The sequence below is a fragment of the [Actinomadura] parvosata subsp. kistnae genome (assembly GCF_900323885.1).
Taxonomy (GTDB): domain Bacteria; phylum Actinomycetota; class Actinomycetes; order Streptosporangiales; family Streptosporangiaceae; genus Nonomuraea; species Nonomuraea composti.
Genome location: NZ_OOHJ01000008.1, coordinates 249,176 through 270,018 on the forward strand (window position 1 = coordinate 249,176; position 20,843 = coordinate 270,018).

Consider the following 20,843-nt stretch of genomic DNA (forward strand, 5'->3'; position numbering starts at 1 on the left):
AAACCCCGCATTGCGAACGCGCCCCCGCGAGCGATCACATCGACGCATGAGAGCGCGGAAGGTCACACGTGCCTAGGGGACTGCCCAGGGCCACCCTGCTGGAGAGCCTGCGCCTGGCGGCCACGCTCGTCCCCCCGGGCACGCCGCACGTGACGCGCGGGCGCGACCCGCTGCGGGCCCGCGCGCTGCTGGCCACCCTGGAGACCCGCTACGGCGGCCGGCCCGTGCTCGTGCGCGGCCTGCGCGGCCGCGTCCTGCTGATCCTGTCCAAGCGGGACGCCGTGCGCGTGCTGACCGAGGACGACGACGCCTACGCCCCCACCCTCGACGAGCGCCCCTTCGGCCTGCCCACGGACGTGCTGCGCCCGCGCTTCATCGAGATCGCCAGGGAGGAGGCCGCCGCGCTCACCGAGGGCGTGGTCGACCACGCCCGCCTCAACGCCTGCTGGCAGCGCGTGGCCAGGCGCTGCGTCTACGGCGACGGCGCGGCCGACGACGAGGAGCTCACCCGGCTGCTCGAAGGCGTCACCCGGGCCGGCCGGTGGCGGGCCAGGCGGCGCCAGGAGATCCTGTCCGGCCGCTACGACGCCCGCATCATCGACCACCTGCGCCGCGCCGAGCCCGGCAGCCTGGCCGGGCTGATCGCCGAGACGCCGGAGAGCGAGTCGCGGGCGCTGATGCAGGCCGCGTTCTGGATGATGGGGCTGGGCGCCAGCGCGGCCGGCCTGACGCAGACCCTGGCCCTGCTCGCCGCCCACCCCGCCCACCGCAAGGCGGCCCGCAAGAACCCCGACCACCTGCGCGCCTGCCTGCGCGAAGGACTGCGCCTGTGGCCGCCCGTGCCCGCCCTGGCCCGCATCACCACGACCGAGACCGAGTGGTACGGCAGCCCGCTGCCCGCCGGCACCACCGTGCTCGTGCCGATCGCGGCGCACCAGCGCAGCCCGCGCCTGCCGTACGCGAACACGTTCGCCCCAGAGATCTGGCTCGACGGCACCGCCGCCGACGAGTGGTGGGCGCGGCCCGGCTGCGGCGGCGTGCACCTGACGCTCGCCGTCGGCACCGCCTTCCTCGCGGCCGTGCTCGGCGCGGCCCGTCCCAAGCCCGTCGGGCGGCTCATCTCCCAGCACCGGCCGCTCCCCCACGCCATCGACCTGTCGCGGCTGCGGGTCACCATGAGGCCGCTGCGGCGCGACCCTCCTGGGGGCTAGTGGCCAACGGGCAGGCCCTTCCTCCGTTAGAGTCTGGGGTACAAACGGGATGCCGGGCGGCGGAACGGTTCGGGTTGCCATTCGGGGTTGCCAGAGGACGAACCGGCGGGAGGATCGGTTCGGATTGAGACGGGATGACGACGGCGAGAGGACGGCGACGTTGGGGCGCTCCACAGGCACTCCTCTGCAGCCGGAAGATCCGCCGGCGATCGGCCCCTACGAGCTGATCGGCCGTCTCGGCTCCGGCGGCATGGGCGTCGTCTACCTCGCCGTGCCCATCGACAAGGCCGCCGACGGCTCACGGGTGGCGCTCAAGGCGATCCGGCGCGACTACACCGCCGACCCCGTCTACCGGGCCCGCTTCCACGAAGAGGTGTCCAACGCGCGCAAGGTCGCCTCGTTCTGCACCGCGCGCGTGCTCGACCACGGCGAAGACCGGGGCGTCCTCTACCTCGTCACCGAGTACATCGACGGCATCTCCCTAGAGGACCACCTCATCGAGCACGGGGCGCTGTCGCCGTCCGTGCTGCACGCCGCCGCCGTCGGCGTCGCCGCCGCGCTCACCGCCATCCACGCCGCCGGGCTCGTGCACCGCGACCTCAAGCCCGCCAACGTCATGCTGACCCTCGCCGGGCCCCGCGTGATCGACTTCGGGCTGGCGCGCTCGACGCACGTGCACTCCCGGCACACCAACGCCGGCATGGTCATGGGCACCCCCGGCTGGATCGCTCCCGAGCAGGTCTTCGAAGGCGTCTCCAGCCCGGCGGGCGACGTGTTCGCGTGGGGGTCGCTGATCGCGTACGCGGGGCTCGGCGGGCATCCGTTCGGCGAAGGCGACGCGTACGTCATGGCGGCCAGGGCCCGGCAGGCGCCGCCCGACCTGCGCGGGCTGCCCACGCCGCTCGACCGGCTGGTCGCCGCCGCCATCCACCCCGACCCGGCGCGCCGGCCCACGGCCCGTCAGCTCCTGCTGGAGCTCGTGGAGGCGTCCGACGAGCCGGCCGCGCAGCTCGCCGCCACCAAGCATCTGACGAACGCGTGGAACCCGTCGGAGTTCGGCCCCCTGATGCCGCCGCCCGACCGCACCGGCCACGTTCCGATGCCGCCTCGGCATGGGGAGCAGCACCGGCACGGGGAGCAACACCGGCCGCCTCAGCCGCCTCCGGCCGAGCGCACGGGCCCGACGCCGGGCTCCTCCCGCGCCCCGCAGCCGCCGCCCGCCGAACGCACCGGGCCCACGCCCGGCTCGTCGCGCGGGCCCCAGCCGGTGCCTCCGGCCGAGCGCACCGGGCCCCGGCCGGGGTCGCGCAGCCGCACCCGGCCGAGCGCACCGGGCCTCCGGCCGGGGTCGCGCAGCCGCATCCGGCGGAGCGCACGGGGCCTCCGCACGGCATGGCGCAGCAGCCGCATCCGGCCGAGCGCACGGGTCCGACGCCCGGGGCGAGCCGGGCGCCCTCGCCTGCCGAGCGCACCGGCCCCACGCCGGGGTCCTCGCGGGGGCCGCAGGGCGTGCCGGGAACCGGGCACGTGGCGCCGCAGCCGCCGCCCGCCGAGCGCACCGGGCCGACGCCCGGCTCGTCGCGGGGGCGGCAGCCCGGTGGTGGCCGGATGCCGTTACCGCACCAGACCGGCCAGTTCCCGCTGCAACCCCCGGCGGGACAGCCGCCGCTGCCGCACCACTCGACCACCGGTCAGGGGCCGCTGCCCGACCACACGGCCACCGGCCAGGCGCCGCTGCCCGGCTACGGCGCCGCCCGGCCCAAGCGGGGCGTGCTCGCCGGCTGCCTGACGGCGCTGGTGATCGCCGTCGTGCTCATGGTGGTGCTGCTCGCGGTGCTGGCGTGGGTGTTCCGCTCCCCCGCCGTCGGCGAGGACGGCCCGGTCCAGGACGGCAAGCTGCGCTTCGACGTGACCAGCGCCAAGTGCGCCAAGCCGGCCAAGGACGCGGACGAGCGCACGTGCCAGATCGGCGTGCAGGTCAGGAACGTCGGCGCGGAGGCCAGGGTGCTCTACCCCGGCCAGCAGAAGCTCATCGACGAGGACGACGAGCTGCACGGCGGCACCAAGCTGCTCGACAAGGGCGGCAAGGAGATCACGCCGATCCGGATCGAGGCGGGCGCGTCGTTCGTGGGCGCGCTGGTGTTCGAGCTGCCGAAGGGGCTCGACCCGGTCGGGCTCGAGGTGCACGACTCGGGGCTGAGCACCGGGGCCCGGCTCAACCTCCCGTAGCTTTGAGGGGTCAGAAGCCCTGTGCCGGGGAGACCACGCCTTCCAGGGGTTCGCCGGCGCGGAAGCGGCGCACGTTCTCGGTGACGCGTTCGGCCAGGCCGCGCCAGTAGGCGGGGCGCGGGTTGGCGGAGTGCGGGGTGATGAGCACGTTCTCCAGCGTCCAGAGCGGGTGGCCGTCGGGCAGCGGCTCCGGGTCGGTGACGTCGAGCGCCGCCCCGCCGATGCGGCCCGAGCGCAGCGCCTCGACCAGGTCGGCGGTGACGACGAGGCCGCCTCGGGCGACGTTCACCAGCCACGCGTCCTGCCGCATGAGCCCGAACTCGTGCGTGCCGAACATCCCCCTGGTGCCGGGCGTGGCGGGCGCGGCGACGACCACGTAGTTCGCCTCGGGCAGCGCGTCGCGGTAGCGGGCGCGCGGCAGCACGACGTCCGCGCCCGGCACCGCGCCGCGGTCGCTGACGGCGACGATCCGGCAGCCGAACGGCTCCAGCAGCCCGATCAGCGCCCGGCCGATGCCGCCGCAGCCCACGATCGCGACGGTCGAGCCGGTCAGCTCCCTGGACGTGTTGGGCAGCCACGTGGTGGCCCTGGCCAGCCGGTGCAGGTTGCGGGCGGCGGCGAGCATGAGGGCCAGCGCGTGCTCGGCGACGGGCCGGCCGTACGAGCCGGTGGCGGCGGTGAAGACGGGATGCCCGGTGATGACGCCCGCGTCGGCCCACCGCTCGACGCCGGCGTGCGGGAGCTGCACCCAGCGGATGCCTTCGTGGAGCATGGAGCGCACCTCGCCGGGGTCGTCGTTGCCGTAGTAGACGATCGCCTCGGCCTCCGCCAGGGGCACGGCGCGGGCGCCGGCGCGGCGGACGGCGTCGATGAGCGCGGGCACGGGCTCGGGCCGACGTGGACGGCGACGGTCATCGGGGCAGCCTCCCGGTCATAGCACGTTGATCACGAGTGAGCATATATCGGCATTGATGTCCGGATAGCACGAGACATGTTTTTTCATGCGACCACATTGAGAAACGCCCTTTCTCCTTTACAATGCAAGTGCATTAAAAACGGAGGGGGTGGCATGCGGATCGAGTTCGCGCACAACGGCGGGGTGCGCCTCGCCTACGAGCGAATGGGCGCACCGGACGGGGAGCCGCTGCTGCTCGTCGTCGGCACGGGCCTGCAGATGGTCGCCTGGGCGGACGGGCTCTGCGCCGAGCTGGGGGCCAGGGGGTTCGCCGTGGTCAGGTACGACAACCGCGACTCGGGGCTTTCGTCGCAGATCGGGCAGGCGGAGGCCCCGGGCCGGTTCGGGAGGCGGAGGAAGCCGGCGTACACGCTGGACGACCTGGCCGACGACGCTGTCGCGGTCATGGACGCGCTCGGCTGGGACAGCGCGCACCTCTTCGGCGCGGCGGCCGGCGGGGTCATCGCCCAGGTCACCGCGCTGCGCCAGCCGCACCGGGTCCGCACGCTCGGCCTGGCCGCCTCGTACGCGGGCTGGCGCCTGAGCCGGATGCGGCCGGGCGCGCTCCTGCGCATGCTCGCCAAGGGACTGCGGCGCCCCGCGCCCGGCCGGGACGGTTACGCGCGGGGTTCGTCGAGGCGGTCCGGCCGCTCACCACCGCCGAGTACCCGCTGGACGAGGAGCTGTGGCGGCGGATCGCCCTGACGATGTTCGACCGGTGCCCGGAGCCGGGGCCGGGCACGATGCGGCAGGCCGCCGCCCTGAACGCGACCGGCGACCTGCTCCCCAGGCTGGGCGGCGTCACGGCCCCGGCGCTCGTCCTGCACGGCGAGGCGGACCCCATGGTGCGCCTCCGCTCTGCCCGGGAGCTGGCCGCCGCCATCCCGGACGCGCGCCTGGTCGTGTATCCGGGCATGGGCCACGACCTGCCGCCGGGGCTCTGGCCGTCGATCGCGGACGAGCTGGCGGCCCTGGCCGGACGCGCGACCACGGCGGGAACCGGACTCTGACCCGTGCCCCCCCCGGGGCCAGGCCGGGCCGGACGCTCGCCGGCTCACGTCGGCCTCCGTGGCCAGGCCGGGCGCTCGCCGGCTCACATCACGAGCGGGCAGGCCGTACCCTCCAGGAGGCTTTTGACCTCGTCGTGGGCCGCCGCCACGATCGAGGCGGTCGCCAGGGCGGCGTCGTCGGCGCGGCCCTCGGTGACGGCGGCGGCGACGTCGAGGTGGCGGCGGACGGCCGGGTTGTCCAGGCGTTCCGGCAGGAGGAGCAGGTCGCGGCGGGCCACCAGCAGCTCCTCGGTGACCGAGGCGAGCTGGGCGAACATGCCGTTGCCCGACGCGCCCAGCAGCACCCGGTGGAAGGCTGCGTCGGCGGTCACGAAGCCGTGCCTGTCGCCGGCCCGCGCGGCGGCGATCAGGGCGCGCGCGGCGGCCAGCAGCTCCTGTCGCGCGGCGGGGTCGGCGTGCCGGGCGGCCAGCGCGGCGGCGGCGGGCTCGACGGCGGCCCGCAGCTCGGCCAGCTCGCGCAGCTGCGTCTCGCGTCCCGGCGAGGTGAGGCGCCAGCGGATCACCTGGGGGTCGTAGAGATTCCAGGCGGTCATCGGGCGCACGGTGACGCCGACCCGGGGGCGGCTGCTGACCAGCCGCTTGGACTCCAGCACGCGTACGGCCTCGCGGGCGACCGTGCGGGAGACGCCGAACCGCTCCTGGACGTCCTCCAGCCGCAGCACCTCCCCCGCGCGCAGCTCACCGGCGGCCAGCGAGCGACCGAGCCCGTCCACCACCTGCCCGTGCAGGCCCTGGAGCTTCACCCCGCCACCTGCCTGCGCGAACTCCGGAGCGTCATGCCCGGCAGCCTCACGCCCGGTACCTCCGCGTGCGAGCTCTGGGGCTTCATACCGGGGAGCCCGCCTGTGCGAGGCGGGTGAGCAGGGTCGTGACGCGTCGCTCGGCGGCCTGGGCGCCGCCGGAGGTCAGGGCGGAGCCCATGCCGCAGGCGATGGCGCCGGCGGCGATCCAGCCGGGGGCGTCGTCGATGGTGACGCCGCCCGTCGGGATGGCGGGCAGCTGCGGGATCGCGGCTCGCACGGCTTGCAGCCAGGACGGCGTCACGGCCGAGGCGGGGAAGAGCTTCACGGCGTCGGCCCCCTCCTCCAGGGCCCGTACGATCTCCGTCGGCGTGGCGGCGCCGGGGAAGACGGGCACGCCGTAACGGTGGCCGGTGCGGATCACGCCGGGGTTGAGGTGGGGTGAGACCAGGAAACACGCCCCGGCCTCGACGGCGGCGCGGGCGGCGGCCTCGTCGAGCACGGTGCCGGCGCCGACGAGGGCGTCGGGCCGCTGCTCGGCCAGCCGCGCGACGGCGGTGAGGGCGCGGGGCGTGGTGAGCGCCACCTCGACGGCATTGAGGCCGGCGTCCAGCATGGCCTCGGCGGCGGCCACCGCCTCTTGCGGGCCGGCGCTCCTGACGATCCCGAACACCCGTTGCCCGGTGACGGCCTGGACGAGCTCCCACCGGTACAGAGGACTCTTCACGTCCGGAATCGTACTATTAAATCACCTTATTTACGACATGCTGTTAGAACGGCCATCAAATGGGCTCTCTTGACCACAAGCCGCCCATGAGGAACGCTGACAATTGGAGATCGTGGCCCCGGGGGCATTACGCGTGAGGCGTCCATTCATCACCTTGCTGGCCGCCAACGCCCTTTCCGTCACCGGGAACATCCTGTCCATCCTCGCCGTCCCCTGGTTCGTCCTGGAGACCACCGGCAGCGCCGTGCTCACGGGGGTGGCCTCGTTCGCCACGACGTTCCCCACCGTCATCTCCGCCGCGTTCGGCGGCTCGATCGTGGACCGGCTCGGGTTCCGCGCGGCGAGCGTGCTGTCGGACCTGGCCAGCGGGCTGATCGTGCTGGCCGTGCCGGTGCTGTTCCTGACGACCGGGCTGAGCTACCCGCTGCTGCTCGTGCTGCTGTTCCTGCGCTGGCTGGCGGCCACCCCCGGCGAGACCGCGCGCAAGGCCATGCTGCCCGACCTGTCCACGGCGGCCGGCGTGCGGATCGAGCGGGCCACCTCCGCCTACGACGGCGTCTACCGGGGCGCCGCGATGGTGGGGGCGCCGCTGGCCGGGGTGCTGATCCTGTGGCTCGGGCCGAGCATGCTGCTGCTCGTGGACGGGGTGACCTTCCTGCTGTCGGCGACGCTGATCGCCGCCGGGGTGCCGCGCGTGCGGCGGGGACGGCGCGAGCCCGGCGGGTACCTGGACGGGCTGCGGGCCGGGCTGACCTTCCTGTGGGGCGACCGGCTGCAGCTCAGCGCCACCACCATGATCGTGGTGGTCAACCTGCTCGACACCGGCGTCACCCAGGTGCTGCTGGCGCTGTACGCGCGCGAGGTGGCCGGCGATCCCCGCGCGTTCGGGCTGCTCACCGGCGCGCTCGGCGCCGGCGCGGTGGCCGGGACCATCGTGTACGGGACGGCCGGCGGCCGGTTGCCGATGCGCCTGACCTACGGGTGGGCCTTCCTCATGGCCGGGGTGCCGCGCGTGCTGGTGCTGGCCATGGGCGCGCCGTTCCCCGTGGCGCTCGCCGTCACGGCGGTGTCCGGCTTCGCCGCCGGGGCCATCAACCCGATCCTGGCCATCCTCCAGTACGGCCGGATCCCCGCGCCGCTGCGGGCCCGGGTGATCGGCGCGATGACGGCCGCCGCGTACGCGGGGATGCCGCTCGGCGGGCTGGCGGCCGGGGCGCTCACCGAGGTCGTCGGCCTGGGCCCCACCCTGTTCGCCTTCACCTGCGTCTACCTGCTGATCTCGCTGCCGCCCTTCGTCGGCCGGGCCTGGCGCGAGCTGGACCGGTCCCAGCGAGCCGACGCCTGAAGCCCCGCGGGCGGACGCCCCAGGCCCCGCGGGCGGACGCCTGAGGCCCCCGGGCGGACGTCTGAGGCCCCGTCACCCGGCCTGCGCCTGAGCCCTCACCCCGCCGGCGTCCCGGCTCTGGCCAGGAGCAGCGGCTCGGTGATCGGTGACTCGTGCGTGCCGGCGACCGTGCACGCGTGCGCCCCCGCGATCGCGCCCAGCCGTACCGACTCCTCCAGCGGCCGGCCGCGCAGCATCCCGTACAGGAAGCCCGAGACGAACGCGTCGCCCGCGCCGTTGCTGTCGGCCACCGGGCCGGGCAGTGGCTCGGCCGGGAAGGCGCGCACGTCGCCGCCGTCGCGGGTCAGGACGAGGCAGCCGTCGGCGCCGCGCATGCACACGACCGTGCGGGCGCGCCCGCGCGCGATGATGTCGCGCATCGTCGCGGCCGGGGCGGGCAGGGCGGTGGACGACAGGAACACCAGGTCGGAGCGGTAGGCGAAGTCGTGGTGGTAGTCGTTGACGCCGTCCCAGTCGTGCAGGTCGGTGGAGACGGACCTGCCCTCCAGGTCGGGGTAGGCGTCGCGGCAGCGGTCGCTGATCGACACGTGCACGTGGGCAGCGTCGACGTCGGCGTACAGGTGCCTGGGCAGGCGCTCGCCGGGCGTGGCCTTCGGGTCGTGCAGCGACAGCCGGCGCCCGTCGGGGCCGACGAGCAGGACGCTGCGCGTGGTGCCGGCCGCGGCGGGGCCCCAGCGGCAGTCGAGGTCGCGCAGCGCGTGGCGGATCAGCGCGCCCTGCGGGTCGTCGCCGATGAGGTCGGCGAAGACGACGCCGAGGCCGAGCGCGTGGCAGCCGAGGGCGACGCCGGAGCCGGTGTTGCCGATCCGGTCGACGACCGGCGGCACGTGGTAGGTGTCGCGATACGGCAGGGGCAGCTCGGGCACGTACACGGTGGTGTCGACCCCGGACCCGCCGAGCACGAGAACGTCGGCGCTCACCGGCCACCCCACGAGGCGCACCGACCGGCCCGCGAGCCGGATCTTCCGAGCGCGAGCAGGCGGGCGCTCACCGGTTGACCAGGGGGCCGGAGCCGGTGGAGCCGCGGACGACGAGCTCCGGCTGGAAGATCAGCTCGACGTGCTTGGCGGGCGCGCCGTTGACCTCTTCGAGCAGGGTCTGCACGGCGGCCGACGCCATCGCTCCTATCGGCTTGCGCACCGTGGTCAGCGGCGGGTCGGTGAACGCGATCAGCGGCGAGTCGTCGAACCCGACCACCGACACCTCCGCGGGCACGGCGAGCCCTTTCTCCCGGCAGGCGCGGATCGCGCCGAGTGCCATGAGGTCGCTGGCGCACACGATGCCGGTGCAGCCGCGGGCGAGCAGTTGCGCGGCGGCGGCCTGCCCGCCTTCCACGGAGAACAGCGAGTGGGCGACGAGGTCGTCGACGTCGGTCGCGCCGAGGAGCTGGGCCATCGTCTGCCGGTAGCCCTCGATCTTCCTGATCACGGGGACGAACCGGCGCGGCCCCAGCGCGAGCCCGATGCGCTCGTGGCCGAGGTCGACGAGGTGCTGCACGGCCAGCCGCGCGGCCATGCGGTCGTCGGGCGAGATGAAGGGCGCGTCGATGTGCTCGCTGTAGCCGTCGACCAGCACGATCGGCAGGCCGCGGTCGGTCAGGCGGGTGTAGCGGTCCATCCGGGCGGTGGTGTCGGCGTGCAGACCGGAGACGAACACGATGCCGCTGACGCCGCGATCGACGAGCAGCTCGGTGAACTCGTCCTCGGGCGCGCCGCCGGGGAGCTGGGTGCACAGCACGGGCGTGTAGCCGTGCTGGGTCAGCGCCTTCTCGATGGCCTGTGCGAACGCGGGGAAGATCGGGTTGTCGAGCTCGGGCGTGACCAGGCCGACCAGGCCGTTGCTGCGTTGCCGCAGGCGGGGCGGGCGTTCGTAGCCCATGAGGTCGAGCGCGGTCATGACCGCTTGGCGGGTGGCGGCCGAGACACCGGGTTTCCCGTTGAGAACCCGGCTGACCGTGGCCTCGCTCACCCCGGCCTGGGCGGCGATGTCGGCTAGGCGAGCGTGACCGTTCATGGCACTTACTTTACTTTCCACCAGGCCGCCGAATCCGCTGCTCCAGGGACATCGGAGGCGATCAGGAGCTCTCCGGCGACGCCGAAGTCCACGGGCTCGCCGGTCAGGTTGACCGTACAGACGAACGGGCCGCGGGAGAAGACGAGCGTGCCCTCCGGCGAGTCGCGCCACGTCAGGTCGCCGTCGAGCGCGCGGCGCAGCCGCAGCGCCGCGCGGTACAGCTCCAGCGTCGAGCCGGGCACGCCCTGCTGGGCCTGCACGCTCAGCTCGGCCCAGGAGTCCGGGATGGGCAGCCACGGTCGGTCCAGCCGCCGTCGCGCGTCCACGGCATGGGCACGCGGCAGCCGTCGCGGCCGCTGTCGGGGTCGCGCAGCCGCTGCGGGTCCTGGCACAGCTCTTCCGGCAGGTCGAGCACCTCGGGCAGGCCGAGCTCCTCGCCGTTGTAGACGTACACGGAGCCGGGCAGGGCGAGCGTGAGCAGCGCGGCGGCGCGGGCGCGCGCCAGGCTGCCGTAGCGGGTGACGTGCCGCTTGACGTCGTGGTTCGACAGGACCCAGGTGGTCGGCGCGCCCACCGAGCCGGCCGTGGCGAGCGAGGAGTCGATGACGGTCCGCAGCTCGGCGGCATCCCAGGGGGCGAACAGGTAGTGGAAGTTGAACGCCTGGTGCAGCTCGTCGGGGCGGACGTACCTGGCCAGCCGCTCCGGTGTCGGCGCCCACGCCTCGGCCACGCCGATCCGCTCGCCGGGGTAGGAGTCGAGCACGCGCCGCCAGGCGCGGTGGATCTCGTGCACGCCGTCGTTGTCGAAGAACGGCACCGGCTCCCTGCCGACCATCCTGGCCTGGTTGCCGCGGCCGATGTGGGGCAGGCCGGCCGGCTTGACCATGCCGTGCGCGACGTCCACGCGGAAGCCGTCCACGCCCAGGTCGAGCCAGAAGCGCAGGATCGACAGGAACTCGCCGCGCACCTCCTCGCTGTCCCAGTTGAGGTCGGGCTGGGCGGGGTCGAACAGGTGCAGGTACCACTGCCCGTCCTCGACCTGCGTCCAGGCGGGCCCGCCGAAGATGGACTCCCAGTCGTTCGGCCGGTCGCGGAAGATGTACCGATCGCGTCGCTCGCCGCGCAGCGCCTGCTGGAACCAGGGGTGGGCGGAGGAGGTGTGGTTGGGCACGATGTCCACGATGATCCGCAGGCCGTGCTCGTGGGCCTCGTCGATGAGCGCCTTGGCGTCGGCGAGCGTGCCGAACAGCGGGTCGACGTCCCGGTGGTCGGCCACGTCGTAGCCGAAGTCCGCCATGGGCGAGGGGTAGAAGGGCGTCAGCCAGATCGCGTCCACCCCCAGGCCGGCCAGGTACGGCAGGCGATCGCGAACGCCGATCAGGTCACCGATCCCGTCGCCGTTGCCGTCGGCGAAACTGCGCACGTAGACCTGGTAGATCGCGGCGTTCCGCCACCAAGCGGTCATGGTCTCCCCCGTGTTCATCCCCCGTAGGTCTCGACTATGAAAGCCCTTTCCGCAACTTTACGCAAGTCCTTCCACGCCACTCAGATCCGGAAATTTAGGCGTTCGGATGCCCAAAACCCCCAGCCGAAACACCCATGAAGGAGATTCTTTATGTCAAGGGTGGACATGCGGCGTTAAGGCGCGATGTACTACCTCTTCAATCAGCCTCGTCACAGGTGACACGCGCGCAAGGTGTGGGCCCATGAGCTCGGTCGTTCTCGATAAAGTGACCAAGGTGTATCCGGGCGACTACCTCGCAGTCGACCGGCTGAGCCTGCGGGCGGAAGACGGCGAGTTCCTCGTCCTCCTCGGCCCTTCCGGATGCGGCAAGTCGACGTTGCTGCGCATGATCGCAGGGCTGGAGGAGATCACCGAAGGCGAGCTCTGGTTAGACGGCGAGCTGGCCAACCACCTGGCGCCACGCGACCGCGACGTGGCCATGGTCTTCCAGAACGGCGCCCTCTACCCGCACCGGACGGTGCGCGGGAACATCGCCTTCCCGCTGGAGATCGCCAAGTCCGACCCGGCGCTGGTGCGCGAGCGCGTCACCGAGCTGTCGAAGGTGCTGCACATCGACGAGACCCTCGACCGCCGCCCCGGCACGCTGTCCGGCGGGCAGCGGCAGCGGGTGGCGATGGGACGGGCGATCGTGCGCCAGCCCAAGCTGTTCCTCATGGACGAGCCGCTGTCCAACCTCGACGCCGGCATGCGCACCGAGCTGCGGATGGAGATCTCCGCGCTGGTCAGGTCGCTCGGCGTCACCACCATCTACGTCACGCACGACCAGGTCGAGGCGCTGACCCTGGCCGACCGGATCGCGATACTCAACCGCGGCGTCCTCCAGGACGTCGGAACTCCGGCCCAGATTTACAACGATCCAGCGACGGCCTTCGTCGCGGCCTTCCTCAACTCCCAGCAGTTGAACCTGTTGGCGGCCCATGTCAGGACGCCCCAGAACCAGTACGTCATGCTCGACTTCGGCCCGCACCGGCTCACGATGCCGTGGAGCGATCCCAGGGCGTACGCCATCTCCCAGCACACCGGCGGCCAGGTCCTCGTGGGCATGCGGCCGGACGGGCTCGCCCCGGTGCCGGAGTCGTACGAGGGGCCGTCGTTCTTCGGGCGGGTGCGGGCGCTGGAGTACCACGGGCACGAGTGGCTGGCGTACCTGGAGTGCGGGATGCCGGCCGTGCCCGTACCCGAGCCGCCGGACCCGCGCGCCCGGCGCGCGGGCGGCGACAAGAACGGCTCGGGCAAGCTGTCGGGCCTGGTGCGGCGGCTGTTCCCGCGCCACGACCAGGAGTGGCAGGACCAGGAGCAGGTGGGGGCGCACGCCGGCAGCGGCATCCACCGCCGCTCCGACCTGATCGTCCGGCTCGGCAACCGGCCCATCTGGCGGACCGGCGACGCGGCCAAGGTCGGGGTGGACCTCTCCCGCATCATGATCTTCACTCTGGACGGCGCGCGCATCGACCCGCCCCGCCGCTGACCCCCTGATCCCTTCGGGCCGGGCATCCTCGACGGTGCCCGGCCCTTCTTTCGCTTGCAAAATCGGACCGCAGTCCGTATCGTCTCTCACGTATACGGACCGCAGTCCGCACGTGATGCGAAAGGAACCCGGCACCATGAGCCGCCTGCTGCACATCTCCGCCTCGCCGCGCGGAGCGGAGTCCATCTCCCTGGCCATCGCCCGCACGTTCACCGACGAGTACCTCGCCACCCACCCCGGCTCCACCGTCGACCACTTCGACCTGTGGGACGGCACCCTCCCCGAGTTCGGCCCGGCCGCCGCGCACGCCAAGATGACCGTGTTCGGCGGCGGCACCCCGCAGGGCGAGCAGGCGCAGGCGTGGGCGGCGGCGGTACGCACCTTCGAGCGCTTCGACTCCTACGACCGCTACCTGTTCAGCGTGCCCATGTGGAACTCGGGCGTGCCGTACAAGCTGAAGCAGTTCATCGACGTCGTCAGCCAGCCCGCGATGGTCTTCGACGTGCACCCCGAGACCGGCTACCGCGGTCTCGTCACGGGCAAGCGCGCCGCCGTCGTCTACACCAGCGCCGTGTGGGGGCCGGGGCTGGGGCCGGAGTTCGGGCTCGACTTCCAGTCCACGTTCTTCGAGGAGTGGCTGAAGTGGGCGGGCATCGCCGACGTCCAGGCCGTCCGCCATCACCCGACGCTGACGGGCTCGTACGAGCATGAGCGCAAGCAGGCGGACGAGCGCGCCCGCGAGATCGCCAGGACGTTCTAGCGACACCCGCCGCCGGGCGGGGTCACGGGGTGACGGTCAGTGGCTCGCCCGGATTGATGACTTTGACCGGGACGTCGGGGACGAGGCGGTGGACGGCGTCGACGAAGAGGGCGGGGTCCTTGTCGCTCTTGAGGAAGAGCGTGTCGCCTATCGTGCCGCCGGTGAAGGCGTAGTGCTGGGGGATGGCGAGTTTGGGGCGAAGGGTGGCGGTGAGCTCGGCGGCCTCCTCGGCGTTCATGACGACTTGCCTGCTGCGCGGCATCCGGATGCGCAGGCCGTTGACGGGAAGCAGGGCGACGTCGAGCGGGCCGTAGCGGTCGGTGAGGGTGTGCAGTTCCGGGATGAGCAGGGTGTCTCCGGCGAAGTACACGCTGCGCCCGCCGCCGCTGATCACGTAGGTGACCTCGTAGACGCCGTGTTCGCCGGGTGCCGCGGAGATGGTCAGGTCGCCGACCCGCGCGGACTGCCACGGCTCGAGCGCGCGGACGTGGCTGAATCCCGCCTTGCGAGCCTTCTCGACGACCGGTCCGGCGACCAGCAGCGGCACGTCCTTGCGGGGTAGCGGCGGAAGGCGTCGAGGTCGCAGTGGTCGTAGTGCTCGTGGCTGATCACGACCGCGTCGAGGTGCGGCAGCGCCTCGGGCCGCAGGGCGATCGGTTCGCCCGGGTGGTAGAAGGGGCGCTGGGAGAACCAGGGGTCGGTCAGCACGGTCAGGCCGCCGATCTGGATCAGGTGGCAGCTGTGGGTGATCCGGGTGATGACGAGCGGCTCGGTCATGGGGTGCTCCTCGTCGGACGGGCGATGGATGGTGAGGCGGGCGGCTCGATCGCGGTTCGGCCCGCGCGGTTCGGCGACAAGCTGAGCGCCCGCACACCCTGGCGGACGACACCCGCGCCGCACTCACCCGAGTGCTGAGCGGTTCGCTCTGCCAAGCGCCGAGCCGGCGGGAGCACGATCCGGCCGCCCTTGTACGTCGGACACCGGCCGACGGTCAGGAGAGCACCGACCAGCGGGGGCCCGTCGGGGTGTCCTCCACCGAGACCCCGCCGCGCGCCATCGCCTCCCGCAGGGCGTCCGCCACGTCGTAGCAGCCCTTGCCGCGCAGCTCGGCCCGCAGCTCCACCAGCGGCTCCACCAGGGCGGGCAGGCCCGCGGAGCGGCGGGCGGCGGTCTGGGCGAGCTCGCCGAGGCGGGCGATGAGCAGCCGCATCAGCTCCCTGGCCTGCTCGACCCCGCCCGCGTCCTCTTCGGTGTCGGCGGCCCACTTGACGATCTCGGCCTCCAGGTCGAGGACGGCCTGCGCGGCGGCCACCAGGTCGGGGCGGTCGGCGGCGGTCTTGAAGAGCTCCTCGCACGAGCGGATGGACTCCTCCAGCGTGACCTCGGCGGGCGCGCCGGGCTCGGGGTCGGCGGGTGGGGCGGGACGGGGGTGCCGGCGCGGCCCTCGGCGAGGCGGCGCAGCTCGTCGAGGCTGGTGCGGGTGCCGGTGGGCAGGACGGTGTGCGAGCCGGGCAGGCGGACGGTCAGGCCGCCACGCCCGGCGACCCGTACGGACTCGCTCTCCAGGTCGATGACCAGGGCGGTGTGCTCGTCGAGCCCGAGCACCGCCGTGCCGGGCGGCAGCTCGCGCTCCATGCGGGACAGCCGGCGCTCGCCGAGGTAGCAGTAGCGGGTGTCGTGGGTGCCGCCCTCGGCGTTGTCGAAGTGCGGGATGAGGACCGCCCGCAGGCCGAGCGGCTCCAGCAGGTCGATGCCCTCGCGCCAGTGGGGCTCGGCGCCGACCTTGTAGATCTCGTAGACCGGCACGGTGGCCAGGCCGGCGGTGCAGGCGGCGGCCGAGGCCAGCACGGTGACGCCCTCGCGGGCGCGGATCCTGGCGCGCAGGTCGCCGGCCAGGCCGGAGGCGGCCCACCGGTCGAGCGCGTACGTGGGGCTGCCAGGCCCGGAGAACACCCAGTCGGCGCCCGCGATCGCGGAGCCCACCTCGACATCCAGGCCGACGCTCTGGGCGAAGTACCCGCGGGCGCGGGCGGAGATGTCGGCCCGGTTCTCCTGGAAGGCGTAGGGCGTGTCGAGCAGCACGGCTCGCGCCCCCGCGCGCAGCGTCCGCGCGGCGGCGCGGTGGATCTCGACCATGGTCGGGCTCGTCTCGCCCGACCCCATCAGCACCAGCAAACCGGGCATGAGTGTGAGCCTCTCTCTCGCACGCCCTCGACTACACCCCGGCCCGCCATGAACTTTCAAGAGCAGGACAGACATGCCCCACAGATGCAGTTGCATATGATTGGCAGTAAGTTGTCGTCGGTGACGGGGAGACACGTGGTCTCGGTTGAGACGCTCATGCTACGGGTGAGCACCGGCCGCCGGTGGGCGTACCGCCATGCCATTACCCAGCCACTACGCGGGGAGAGCCCCGACGCGGCCGCCCGCAGGCTGGCCGGCGTCGCGGCCGGCGATCCTGGTGTCGTGGTGCACTCCACGAGCTGGCGGCACGAGCCGGACGGGAGGATCGTGCTGACGTACGCGATCTGCCCCGACCCCGAGCCCTGGCGGGCCGCCGTGGAGGTGCCGGTGCTGGAGATCGCCCGGGGCGATGCCCCGGCGACGCCGTCACCCGAGCGGATCGCCCTGGCCAACGTGGTCGCGCACGCGGTCAGGCACCTGGCGTTCCTGATGGCCGAGGACCCGGTCGTGTCGGGGGTGCTGGCCCGCCACCCGCTGGTCGCCGCCGCCCTGGAGCCCGCGACGGCATCGGCGTGACACGCGCCGGCCCAGCGCCTGCATGGGCCGCTCGACGTAGCGGTAGGTCAATGCGCTGACGCCGACGACGGCGGCCACGGCCAGCGCCGCCATGCCGAGCTGGACCGGCAGGTCGGCCCGCCGCAGGTCGCCTGAGAGCTGCACGAAGTACTTCAGCAGCGGGTGGTGCACCAGGTAGAGCGAGTAGCTGATCAGCCCGAACCACACCAGCGCCCGGGGCAGCCGCCGCCCGCGCAGCGCCATCCCGCCCGCGAACGTGGCCGCCGCCAGCGCGATCGTGGTGATCCACACGTCGGCCTCCACCCACCACCAGCCGCTCTCGACGGCCCACAGGGGCGCGATCGCGACCAGCGCCGCGGTGACCGCGACCGGCCACAGGCCGCCGGTGCCGCGCTCCCACCGGTGGATCGCCGTGCCCGCGAACATCACCGCCAGCACCGCCACCCCGAGCCACGGCACCCGGCTGCTCAGCACCAGCAACGTGACCGCCATGAGGCCGAGCACGCAGGCCGCGACCGTGCGGAGCCGGCCCAGCAGCACCCCGGCGAGGCCCACGACGAACACCGCGCACGACGCGTACGCCGGCCAGCCGCCCTTGACCGCCGCGCCCGACGCCACCAGCCCCACCACCACGGCCCCGGCCGCGAACGCCATCGACAGCAGCCCGCTGCGGCCGTGCCCGCGCGTCAGGAACAGCGCCGTGACCAGCAGGTAGAACACCATCTCGTACGACAGCGTCCACATGGTGTCGGCGACGCCGCCGACGCTGACGACGTCGAGCAGCATGGTCGCGTGCGCCGCCACCGCGCTGCCGTCGCGCGGCACCTCCCCGCGCACCGGCACCCACCAGGCCAGGGCCAGGACGAGGGCGATGACGCCGAGGTAGAGGGGGTAGAGGCGGAAGAAGCGGCTGATCCAGAACGCTCTGACGTCGCCGTGCCGCTCCAGGGACGTCGGGATGATGTAGCCGCTGACCAGGAAGAAGACGAGGATGCCGTAGACGCCCAGGCTGAACCAGTAGGGCCGCAGGGCGGGCAGGAACCACGGCAGGAGGTGCTCGGCCACGACGGCGAGCGCGCCGATGCCGCGCAGGGCGTCCAGCCAGGCGAGCCGCGCGGCGGCCGGGACGGCGGGCGGCCCAGTGGGTGACGCGGTGGGTGACGCGGTGGGTGACCCGGCGGATGATGCGGCGGATGATGCGGCGGATGATGCGGCGGAGGGCCCGGTGGGCGGCACGGCGGGAAGGGCGGCTGCGGACACTCGCCTCAACCTACCCTTTCCGGCCGTGGTGATGCCTGCGCGAAGGGGGTCAGGAGGTGCGGTGGGCGGTGAGGGTGGCGTGGTGGTCGGCGCCGTCCGGGCCGTCCGGGTCCGTGTGGACGGTGGCGGCGCGCAGGCGGGGCAGGTCGTGGATGAGGCGGTGCTCGGCCTCGACGGCGACCTTGTGAGCCGCCACGACAGACATGTCGTGATCGACGAGGATCTCCACCTCGGCGTGCAGCGTGTGCCCGATCCACCGCAGCCGTACGGACCCCACCCGCCGCACCCCCTCCACCGTGGCCAGGATGCGCTCGGCGTCGTCCACGAGGCCGGGGTCCACGGCGTCCATGAGGCGGTGGTAGATCTCGCGGGCCGCGTCGCGCAGCACGAAGCAGATGGCCACCGTGATCAGCAGCCCGACGATGGGGTCGGCCTGGGGGAAGCCAAGGGCGGCGCCGCCCGCGCCGAGGAGCACGGCCAGCGAGGTGAAGCCGTCCGTCCTGGCGTGCAGGCCGTCGGCGACGAGCGCGGCCGAGCCGATCTCCTTGCCCACCTTGATCCGGTAGCGGGCGACCCACTCGTTCCCGGCGAACCCGACGACCGCCGCCGCGGCCACCCACCCGACGGCCCGCATCTCCTGGGGGTCGAGCAGCCGCTGGACGGCCTCGTACCCGGCCAGGGCGGCCGAGGCGGTGATGAGCAGCACGATGACGATGCCGGCCAGGTCCTCGGCGCGGCCGTACCCGTAGGTGAAGCGGCGGGTGGCGGCGCGGCGGCCGAGCGAGAACGCGATGGCCAGCGGCACGGCGGTGAGGGCGTCGGCGAGGTTGTGCAGCGTGTCGCCGAGCAGCGCGACGGAGCCGGAGGCGACGACGATGACGGCCTGGACGGCGGCGGTGACCATGAGGGCGGCGAAGGAGATGGCGAGCACGCGCATGCCCCGGCTGCTGGCCTCCAGCGCGCTGTCCGTCTTGTCGTTGGTGTCGTGGCTGTGGGGCTTGACGGCGTGCGTGATCCGGCCCAGCGCCGCCTTGATCCCGTGCGCGGGCCGGTGGTCACCGTGCCCGTGCCCATGCCCATAGTCGTGGCCGTGACCGTGGCCGTGGGAAGGGGTCGAAGCGGGATCTCGCTGGTCAGACATGGCATCCCTCACTTGCGCACTATGTCCCTTTTGACCATGATATGTAGTCATGTACGCACGCGACAACACCTCCGGCGCCCCGGAGCCCACTCCGGCCCAGGTGAACGCGGCGGTGGACGCCTTCCGCATGCTGAGTGACGGCACCCGCCTGAGACTCATGTGGCTGCTGTCGTCGGAGGAGCGCGATGTGAACTCACTTGCCGAGGCGATCGGCGTGCCCCGCCCATCGGTCTCCCAGCACCTCGCCAAGCTCAGGCTGGCCGGTCTGGTGGAGGCCCGCAGGCAGGGCCGCCGCGTGCTCTACCGCGCCCGCGACGCGCACGTGCGGGCGCTGATCGCCGAGGCCCTGTTCCACGCCGACCACGAGGTCTCGGGCCTGCCCCGCCACGACTGAACGGAGGGCCTACCAGCCGACCTTGCCCTTACCGGAGACGAGCGCGCGGGCGATGACCATGCGCTGCACGTCGTTGGTCCCCTCGCCGATCGCCATCAGCGGCGCGTCGCGGTAGAGCCGCTCGACCACGTACTCCTGCGAGTACCCGTACCCGCCGTGGATGCGCATCGACTCCAGCGTGGCCTTGAGCGCGACCTCGGAGGCGAAGTACTTGGCCATGCCCGCCTCCATGTCCACCCGCCGGCCGCCGTCGGCCTGGGAGGCGGCCCAGTACGTGAGCAGCCGGGCGGCCTGGATCTCGGTGGCCATGTCGGCGAGCTTGAGCTGGATGGCCTGGAAGTCGGCGATGGGCTGCCCGAACGCGGTGCGCTCGCGGGCGTAGCCGAGGGCGGCGTCGTAGGCGGCCTGGGCGACGCCGACGGCGCGGGCGGCGATGTTGACCCGGCCCAGCTCCAGCCCGCCGAGCACCTGTTGCATGCCGCGCCCCTCGACGCCGCCGAGCAGGGCGGAGACGGGCACGCGGACCTCGTCGAGCACGACCTCGCAGGTCTCGGTGCCCTTGTAGCCGAGCTTGGGCAGGTCGCGGCTGACGCTGAAGCCGGGCGTGGCCGGGTCCACGAGCAGCACCGACATGCCCTTGTGGGCGGGCTCGGCGATCGAGGTCTTGACGAGCACGGGCAGCGGGTCGGCGTGGCGGGCGTTGGTGATCCACGTCTTGGTGCCGGTGACGACGTAGTGGTCGCCGTCGCGTACGGCGCGGGTCTGGATGCCCTGGAGGTCGGTGCCGGCGCCGGGCTCGGTGAGCGCGATCGCGGTGCGGCGGGCGCCGGAGGCGAGGTCGGGCAGGTGGCGCCGCTTCTGCTCCTCGGTGCCGTGGCGGGCGATCATCCAGCAGGCCAGGGAGTGGGAGCCGATGGTGCCGGCCACGCCCATCCAGCCGCGCGCGATCTCCTCGAAGACCAGCGCGAACGACACCATGTCGGCCGCCATGCCGCCGTACTCCTCGGGCACGGACAGCCCGAACAGTCCCATCTGCTTCATCTTGTCGACGATCTCGGCGGGGTAGCGCCCCGAGTGCTCCCACTCGGTCGCGACCGGCACGATCTCCTTGTCCACGAACGCGCGCAGGGTCTCGCGGAACGCCTTCTGCTCGTCGGTCAGCTCGAAGTCCATGTGCCGCCTCGA

Annotated in this window: 19 protein-coding genes and 2 pseudogenes; 9 read left to right on the top strand and 12 right to left on the bottom strand. The window is 73.2% G+C overall.

Annotated elements, in window-relative coordinates; translation table 11 throughout:
* Nucleotides 1-68 precede the first annotated feature (68 nt).
* The 3 genes from KIS93_RS09370 (at nt 69) to KIS93_RS09380 (ending at nt 3,440) form a co-directional block, all read left to right on the top strand.
* A complete protein-coding gene (locus tag KIS93_RS09370; protein ID WP_080040656.1) occupies nt 69-1,211 on the top strand; it encodes a cytochrome P450 in 1,143 nt (380 codons plus the stop codon).
* 160 nt (nt 1,212-1,371) lie between these two features.
* Nucleotides 1,372-3,000: a serine/threonine-protein kinase gene (locus KIS93_RS09375; RefSeq protein ID WP_186404046.1), complete on the top strand. Its 1,629-nt coding sequence runs from the start codon at nt 1,372-1,374 to the stop codon at nt 2,998-3,000.
* Nucleotides 2,982-3,440, top strand: coding sequence for a DUF4352 domain-containing protein (locus KIS93_RS09380; protein ID WP_186404047.1), 459 nt, complete (start codon nt 2,982-2,984; stop codon nt 3,438-3,440). Before KIS93_RS09375 ends, KIS93_RS09380 begins: the two co-directional genes overlap by 19 nt.
* Nucleotides 3,441-3,450: 10 nt before the next feature.
* Here KIS93_RS09380 and KIS93_RS09385 read toward each other — a convergent pair whose 3' ends face one another.
* Entirely contained in the window at nt 3,451-4,323 is an 873-nt protein-coding gene (locus KIS93_RS09385) for a D-isomer specific 2-hydroxyacid dehydrogenase family protein (protein ID WP_186404048.1), read from the bottom strand.
* A gap of 186 nt (nt 4,324-4,509) precedes the next feature.
* On the opposite strand from KIS93_RS09385, the gene KIS93_RS67370 reads away from it, so the two are divergent.
* Nucleotides 4,510-5,100, top strand: coding sequence for an alpha/beta fold hydrolase (locus KIS93_RS67370; RefSeq protein WP_186404049.1), 591 nt, complete (start codon nt 4,510-4,512; stop codon nt 5,098-5,100).
* Nucleotides 5,101-5,102: 2 nt separating this feature from the next.
* Nucleotides 5,103-5,405, top strand: a complete 303-nt coding sequence (locus tag KIS93_RS67375; protein WP_186404050.1) for an alpha/beta fold hydrolase — start codon at nt 5,103-5,105, stop codon at nt 5,403-5,405.
* An 83-nt stretch (nt 5,406-5,488) separates the two neighbouring features.
* Here KIS93_RS67375 and KIS93_RS09400 read toward each other — a convergent pair whose 3' ends face one another.
* Together KIS93_RS09400 and KIS93_RS09405 are read right to left on the bottom strand one after the other, a co-directional pair.
* On the bottom strand, nt 5,489-6,208 hold the full coding sequence (locus KIS93_RS09400) for a FadR/GntR family transcriptional regulator (protein WP_222107365.1): 720 nt from the start codon (nt 6,206-6,208) through the stop codon (nt 5,489-5,491).
* Between the two features lie 82 nt (nt 6,209-6,290).
* Entirely contained in the window at nt 6,291-6,932 is a 642-nt protein-coding gene (locus tag KIS93_RS09405; protein ID WP_222107366.1) for a bifunctional 4-hydroxy-2-oxoglutarate aldolase/2-dehydro-3-deoxy-phosphogluconate aldolase, read from the bottom strand.
* A 133-nt stretch (nt 6,933-7,065) separates the two neighbouring features.
* Here KIS93_RS09405 and KIS93_RS09410 point away from each other — a divergent pair, with 133 nt between their 5' ends.
* A complete protein-coding gene (locus KIS93_RS09410) occupies nt 7,066-8,277 on the top strand; it encodes an MFS transporter (protein WP_168005920.1) in 1,212 nt (403 codons plus the stop codon).
* A gap of 95 nt (nt 8,278-8,372) precedes the next feature.
* Here the strand turns inward: KIS93_RS09410 and KIS93_RS09415 are convergent, their stop codons facing one another.
* The 3 genes and pseudogenes from KIS93_RS09415 to KIS93_RS09425 form a co-directional block, all read right to left on the bottom strand.
* Nucleotides 8,373-9,257 carry a carbohydrate kinase family protein gene (locus tag KIS93_RS09415; RefSeq protein WP_080046973.1) on the bottom strand — a complete coding sequence of 295 codons (885 nt, stop codon included), beginning with the start codon at nt 9,255-9,257 and terminating at the stop codon, nt 8,373-8,375.
* 67 nt (nt 9,258-9,324) lie between these two features.
* Nucleotides 9,325-10,350 (bottom strand): LacI family DNA-binding transcriptional regulator, encoded by a 1,026-nt coding sequence (locus tag KIS93_RS09420; RefSeq protein WP_080040661.1) that lies wholly within the window; start codon nt 10,348-10,350, stop codon nt 9,325-9,327.
* 5 nt (nt 10,351-10,355) lie between these two features.
* A pseudogene (locus KIS93_RS09425) lies at nt 10,356-11,833 on the bottom strand (glycoside hydrolase family 13 protein).
* Nucleotides 11,834-12,056: 223 nt separating this feature from the next.
* Between KIS93_RS09425 and KIS93_RS09430 the strand changes: the two are divergent.
* Complete coding sequence (locus KIS93_RS09430) at nt 12,057-13,343, top strand: ABC transporter ATP-binding protein (RefSeq protein ID WP_080040663.1); 1,287 nt, start codon at nt 12,057-12,059, stop codon at nt 13,341-13,343.
* Nucleotides 13,344-13,479: 136 nt separating this feature from the next.
* Entirely contained in the window at nt 13,480-14,103 is a 624-nt protein-coding gene (locus KIS93_RS09435; protein ID WP_080040664.1) for an FMN-dependent NADH-azoreductase, read from the top strand.
* 22 nt (nt 14,104-14,125) lie between these two features.
* Here the strand turns inward: KIS93_RS09435 and KIS93_RS09440 are convergent.
* The 5 genes and pseudogenes from KIS93_RS09440 to KIS93_RS09460 all read right to left on the bottom strand — a co-directional run bounded on the left by KIS93_RS09440 (nt 14,126) and on the right by KIS93_RS09460 (nt 19,264).
* Nucleotides 14,126-14,880: pseudogene (locus tag KIS93_RS09440) on the bottom strand (MBL fold metallo-hydrolase).
* Between the two features lie 214 nt (nt 14,881-15,094).
* Complete coding sequence (locus KIS93_RS09445) at nt 15,095-15,415, bottom strand: cysteine--tRNA ligase (protein WP_186404051.1); 321 nt, start codon at nt 15,413-15,415, stop codon at nt 15,095-15,097.
* Nucleotides 15,313-16,287: a type 1 glutamine amidotransferase family protein gene (locus tag KIS93_RS09450; protein ID WP_186404052.1), complete on the bottom strand. Its 975-nt coding sequence runs from the start codon at nt 16,285-16,287 to the stop codon at nt 15,313-15,315. The genes KIS93_RS09445 and KIS93_RS09450 overlap by 103 nt, the downstream gene beginning before the upstream one ends.
* Nucleotides 16,288-16,713: 426 nt before the next feature.
* Nucleotides 16,714-18,123, bottom strand: a complete 1,410-nt coding sequence (locus KIS93_RS09455) for an acyltransferase family protein (protein ID WP_230466368.1) — start codon at nt 18,121-18,123, stop codon at nt 16,714-16,716.
* Between the two features lie 49 nt (nt 18,124-18,172).
* Entirely contained in the window at nt 18,173-19,264 is a 1,092-nt protein-coding gene (locus KIS93_RS09460; RefSeq protein WP_080040668.1) for a cation diffusion facilitator family transporter, read from the bottom strand.
* 49 nt (nt 19,265-19,313) lie between these two features.
* On the opposite strand from KIS93_RS09460, the gene KIS93_RS09465 reads away from it, so the two are divergent.
* Nucleotides 19,314-19,658, top strand: coding sequence for an ArsR/SmtB family transcription factor (locus tag KIS93_RS09465; protein WP_080040669.1), 345 nt, complete (start codon nt 19,314-19,316; stop codon nt 19,656-19,658).
* Between the two features lie 9 nt (nt 19,659-19,667).
* Here the strand turns inward: KIS93_RS09465 and KIS93_RS09470 are convergent, their stop codons facing one another.
* Nucleotides 19,668-20,831, bottom strand: coding sequence for an acyl-CoA dehydrogenase family protein (locus tag KIS93_RS09470; RefSeq protein ID WP_080040670.1), 1,164 nt, complete (start codon nt 20,829-20,831; stop codon nt 19,668-19,670).
* Nucleotides 20,832-20,843: the final 12 nt, after the last annotated feature.

What these genes read in the sequence shown, in the direction of transcription:
- KIS93_RS67370 (WP_186404049.1), top strand. Translation starts at nt 4,510, where the DNA reads ATGCGGATCGAGTTCGCGCACAACGGCGGGGTGCGCCTCGCCTACGAG.
- KIS93_RS67375 (WP_186404050.1), top strand. Translation starts at nt 5,103, where the DNA reads ATGTTCGACCGGTGCCCGGAGCCGGGGCCGGGCACGATGCGGCAGGCC.
- KIS93_RS09420 (WP_080040661.1), bottom strand. Translation starts at nt 10,350, where the DNA reads ATGAACGGTCACGCTCGCCTAGCCGACATCGCCGCCCAGGCCGGGGTG.
- KIS93_RS09430 (WP_080040663.1), top strand. Translation starts at nt 12,057, where the DNA reads ATGAGCTCGGTCGTTCTCGATAAAGTGACCAAGGTGTATCCGGGCGAC.
- KIS93_RS09435 (WP_080040664.1), top strand. Translation starts at nt 13,480, where the DNA reads ATGAGCCGCCTGCTGCACATCTCCGCCTCGCCGCGCGGAGCGGAGTCC.
- KIS93_RS09450 (WP_186404052.1), bottom strand. Translation starts at nt 16,287, where the DNA reads ATGCCCGGTTTGCTGGTGCTGATGGGGTCGGGCGAGACGAGCCCGACC.
- KIS93_RS09460 (WP_080040668.1), bottom strand. Translation starts at nt 19,264, where the DNA reads ATGTCTGACCAGCGAGATCCCGCTTCGACCCCTTCCCACGGCCACGGT.
- KIS93_RS09465 (WP_080040669.1), top strand. Translation starts at nt 19,314, where the DNA reads ATGTACGCACGCGACAACACCTCCGGCGCCCCGGAGCCCACTCCGGCC.
- KIS93_RS09470 (WP_080040670.1), bottom strand. Translation starts at nt 20,831, where the DNA reads ATGGACTTCGAGCTGACCGACGAGCAGAAGGCGTTCCGCGAGACCCTG.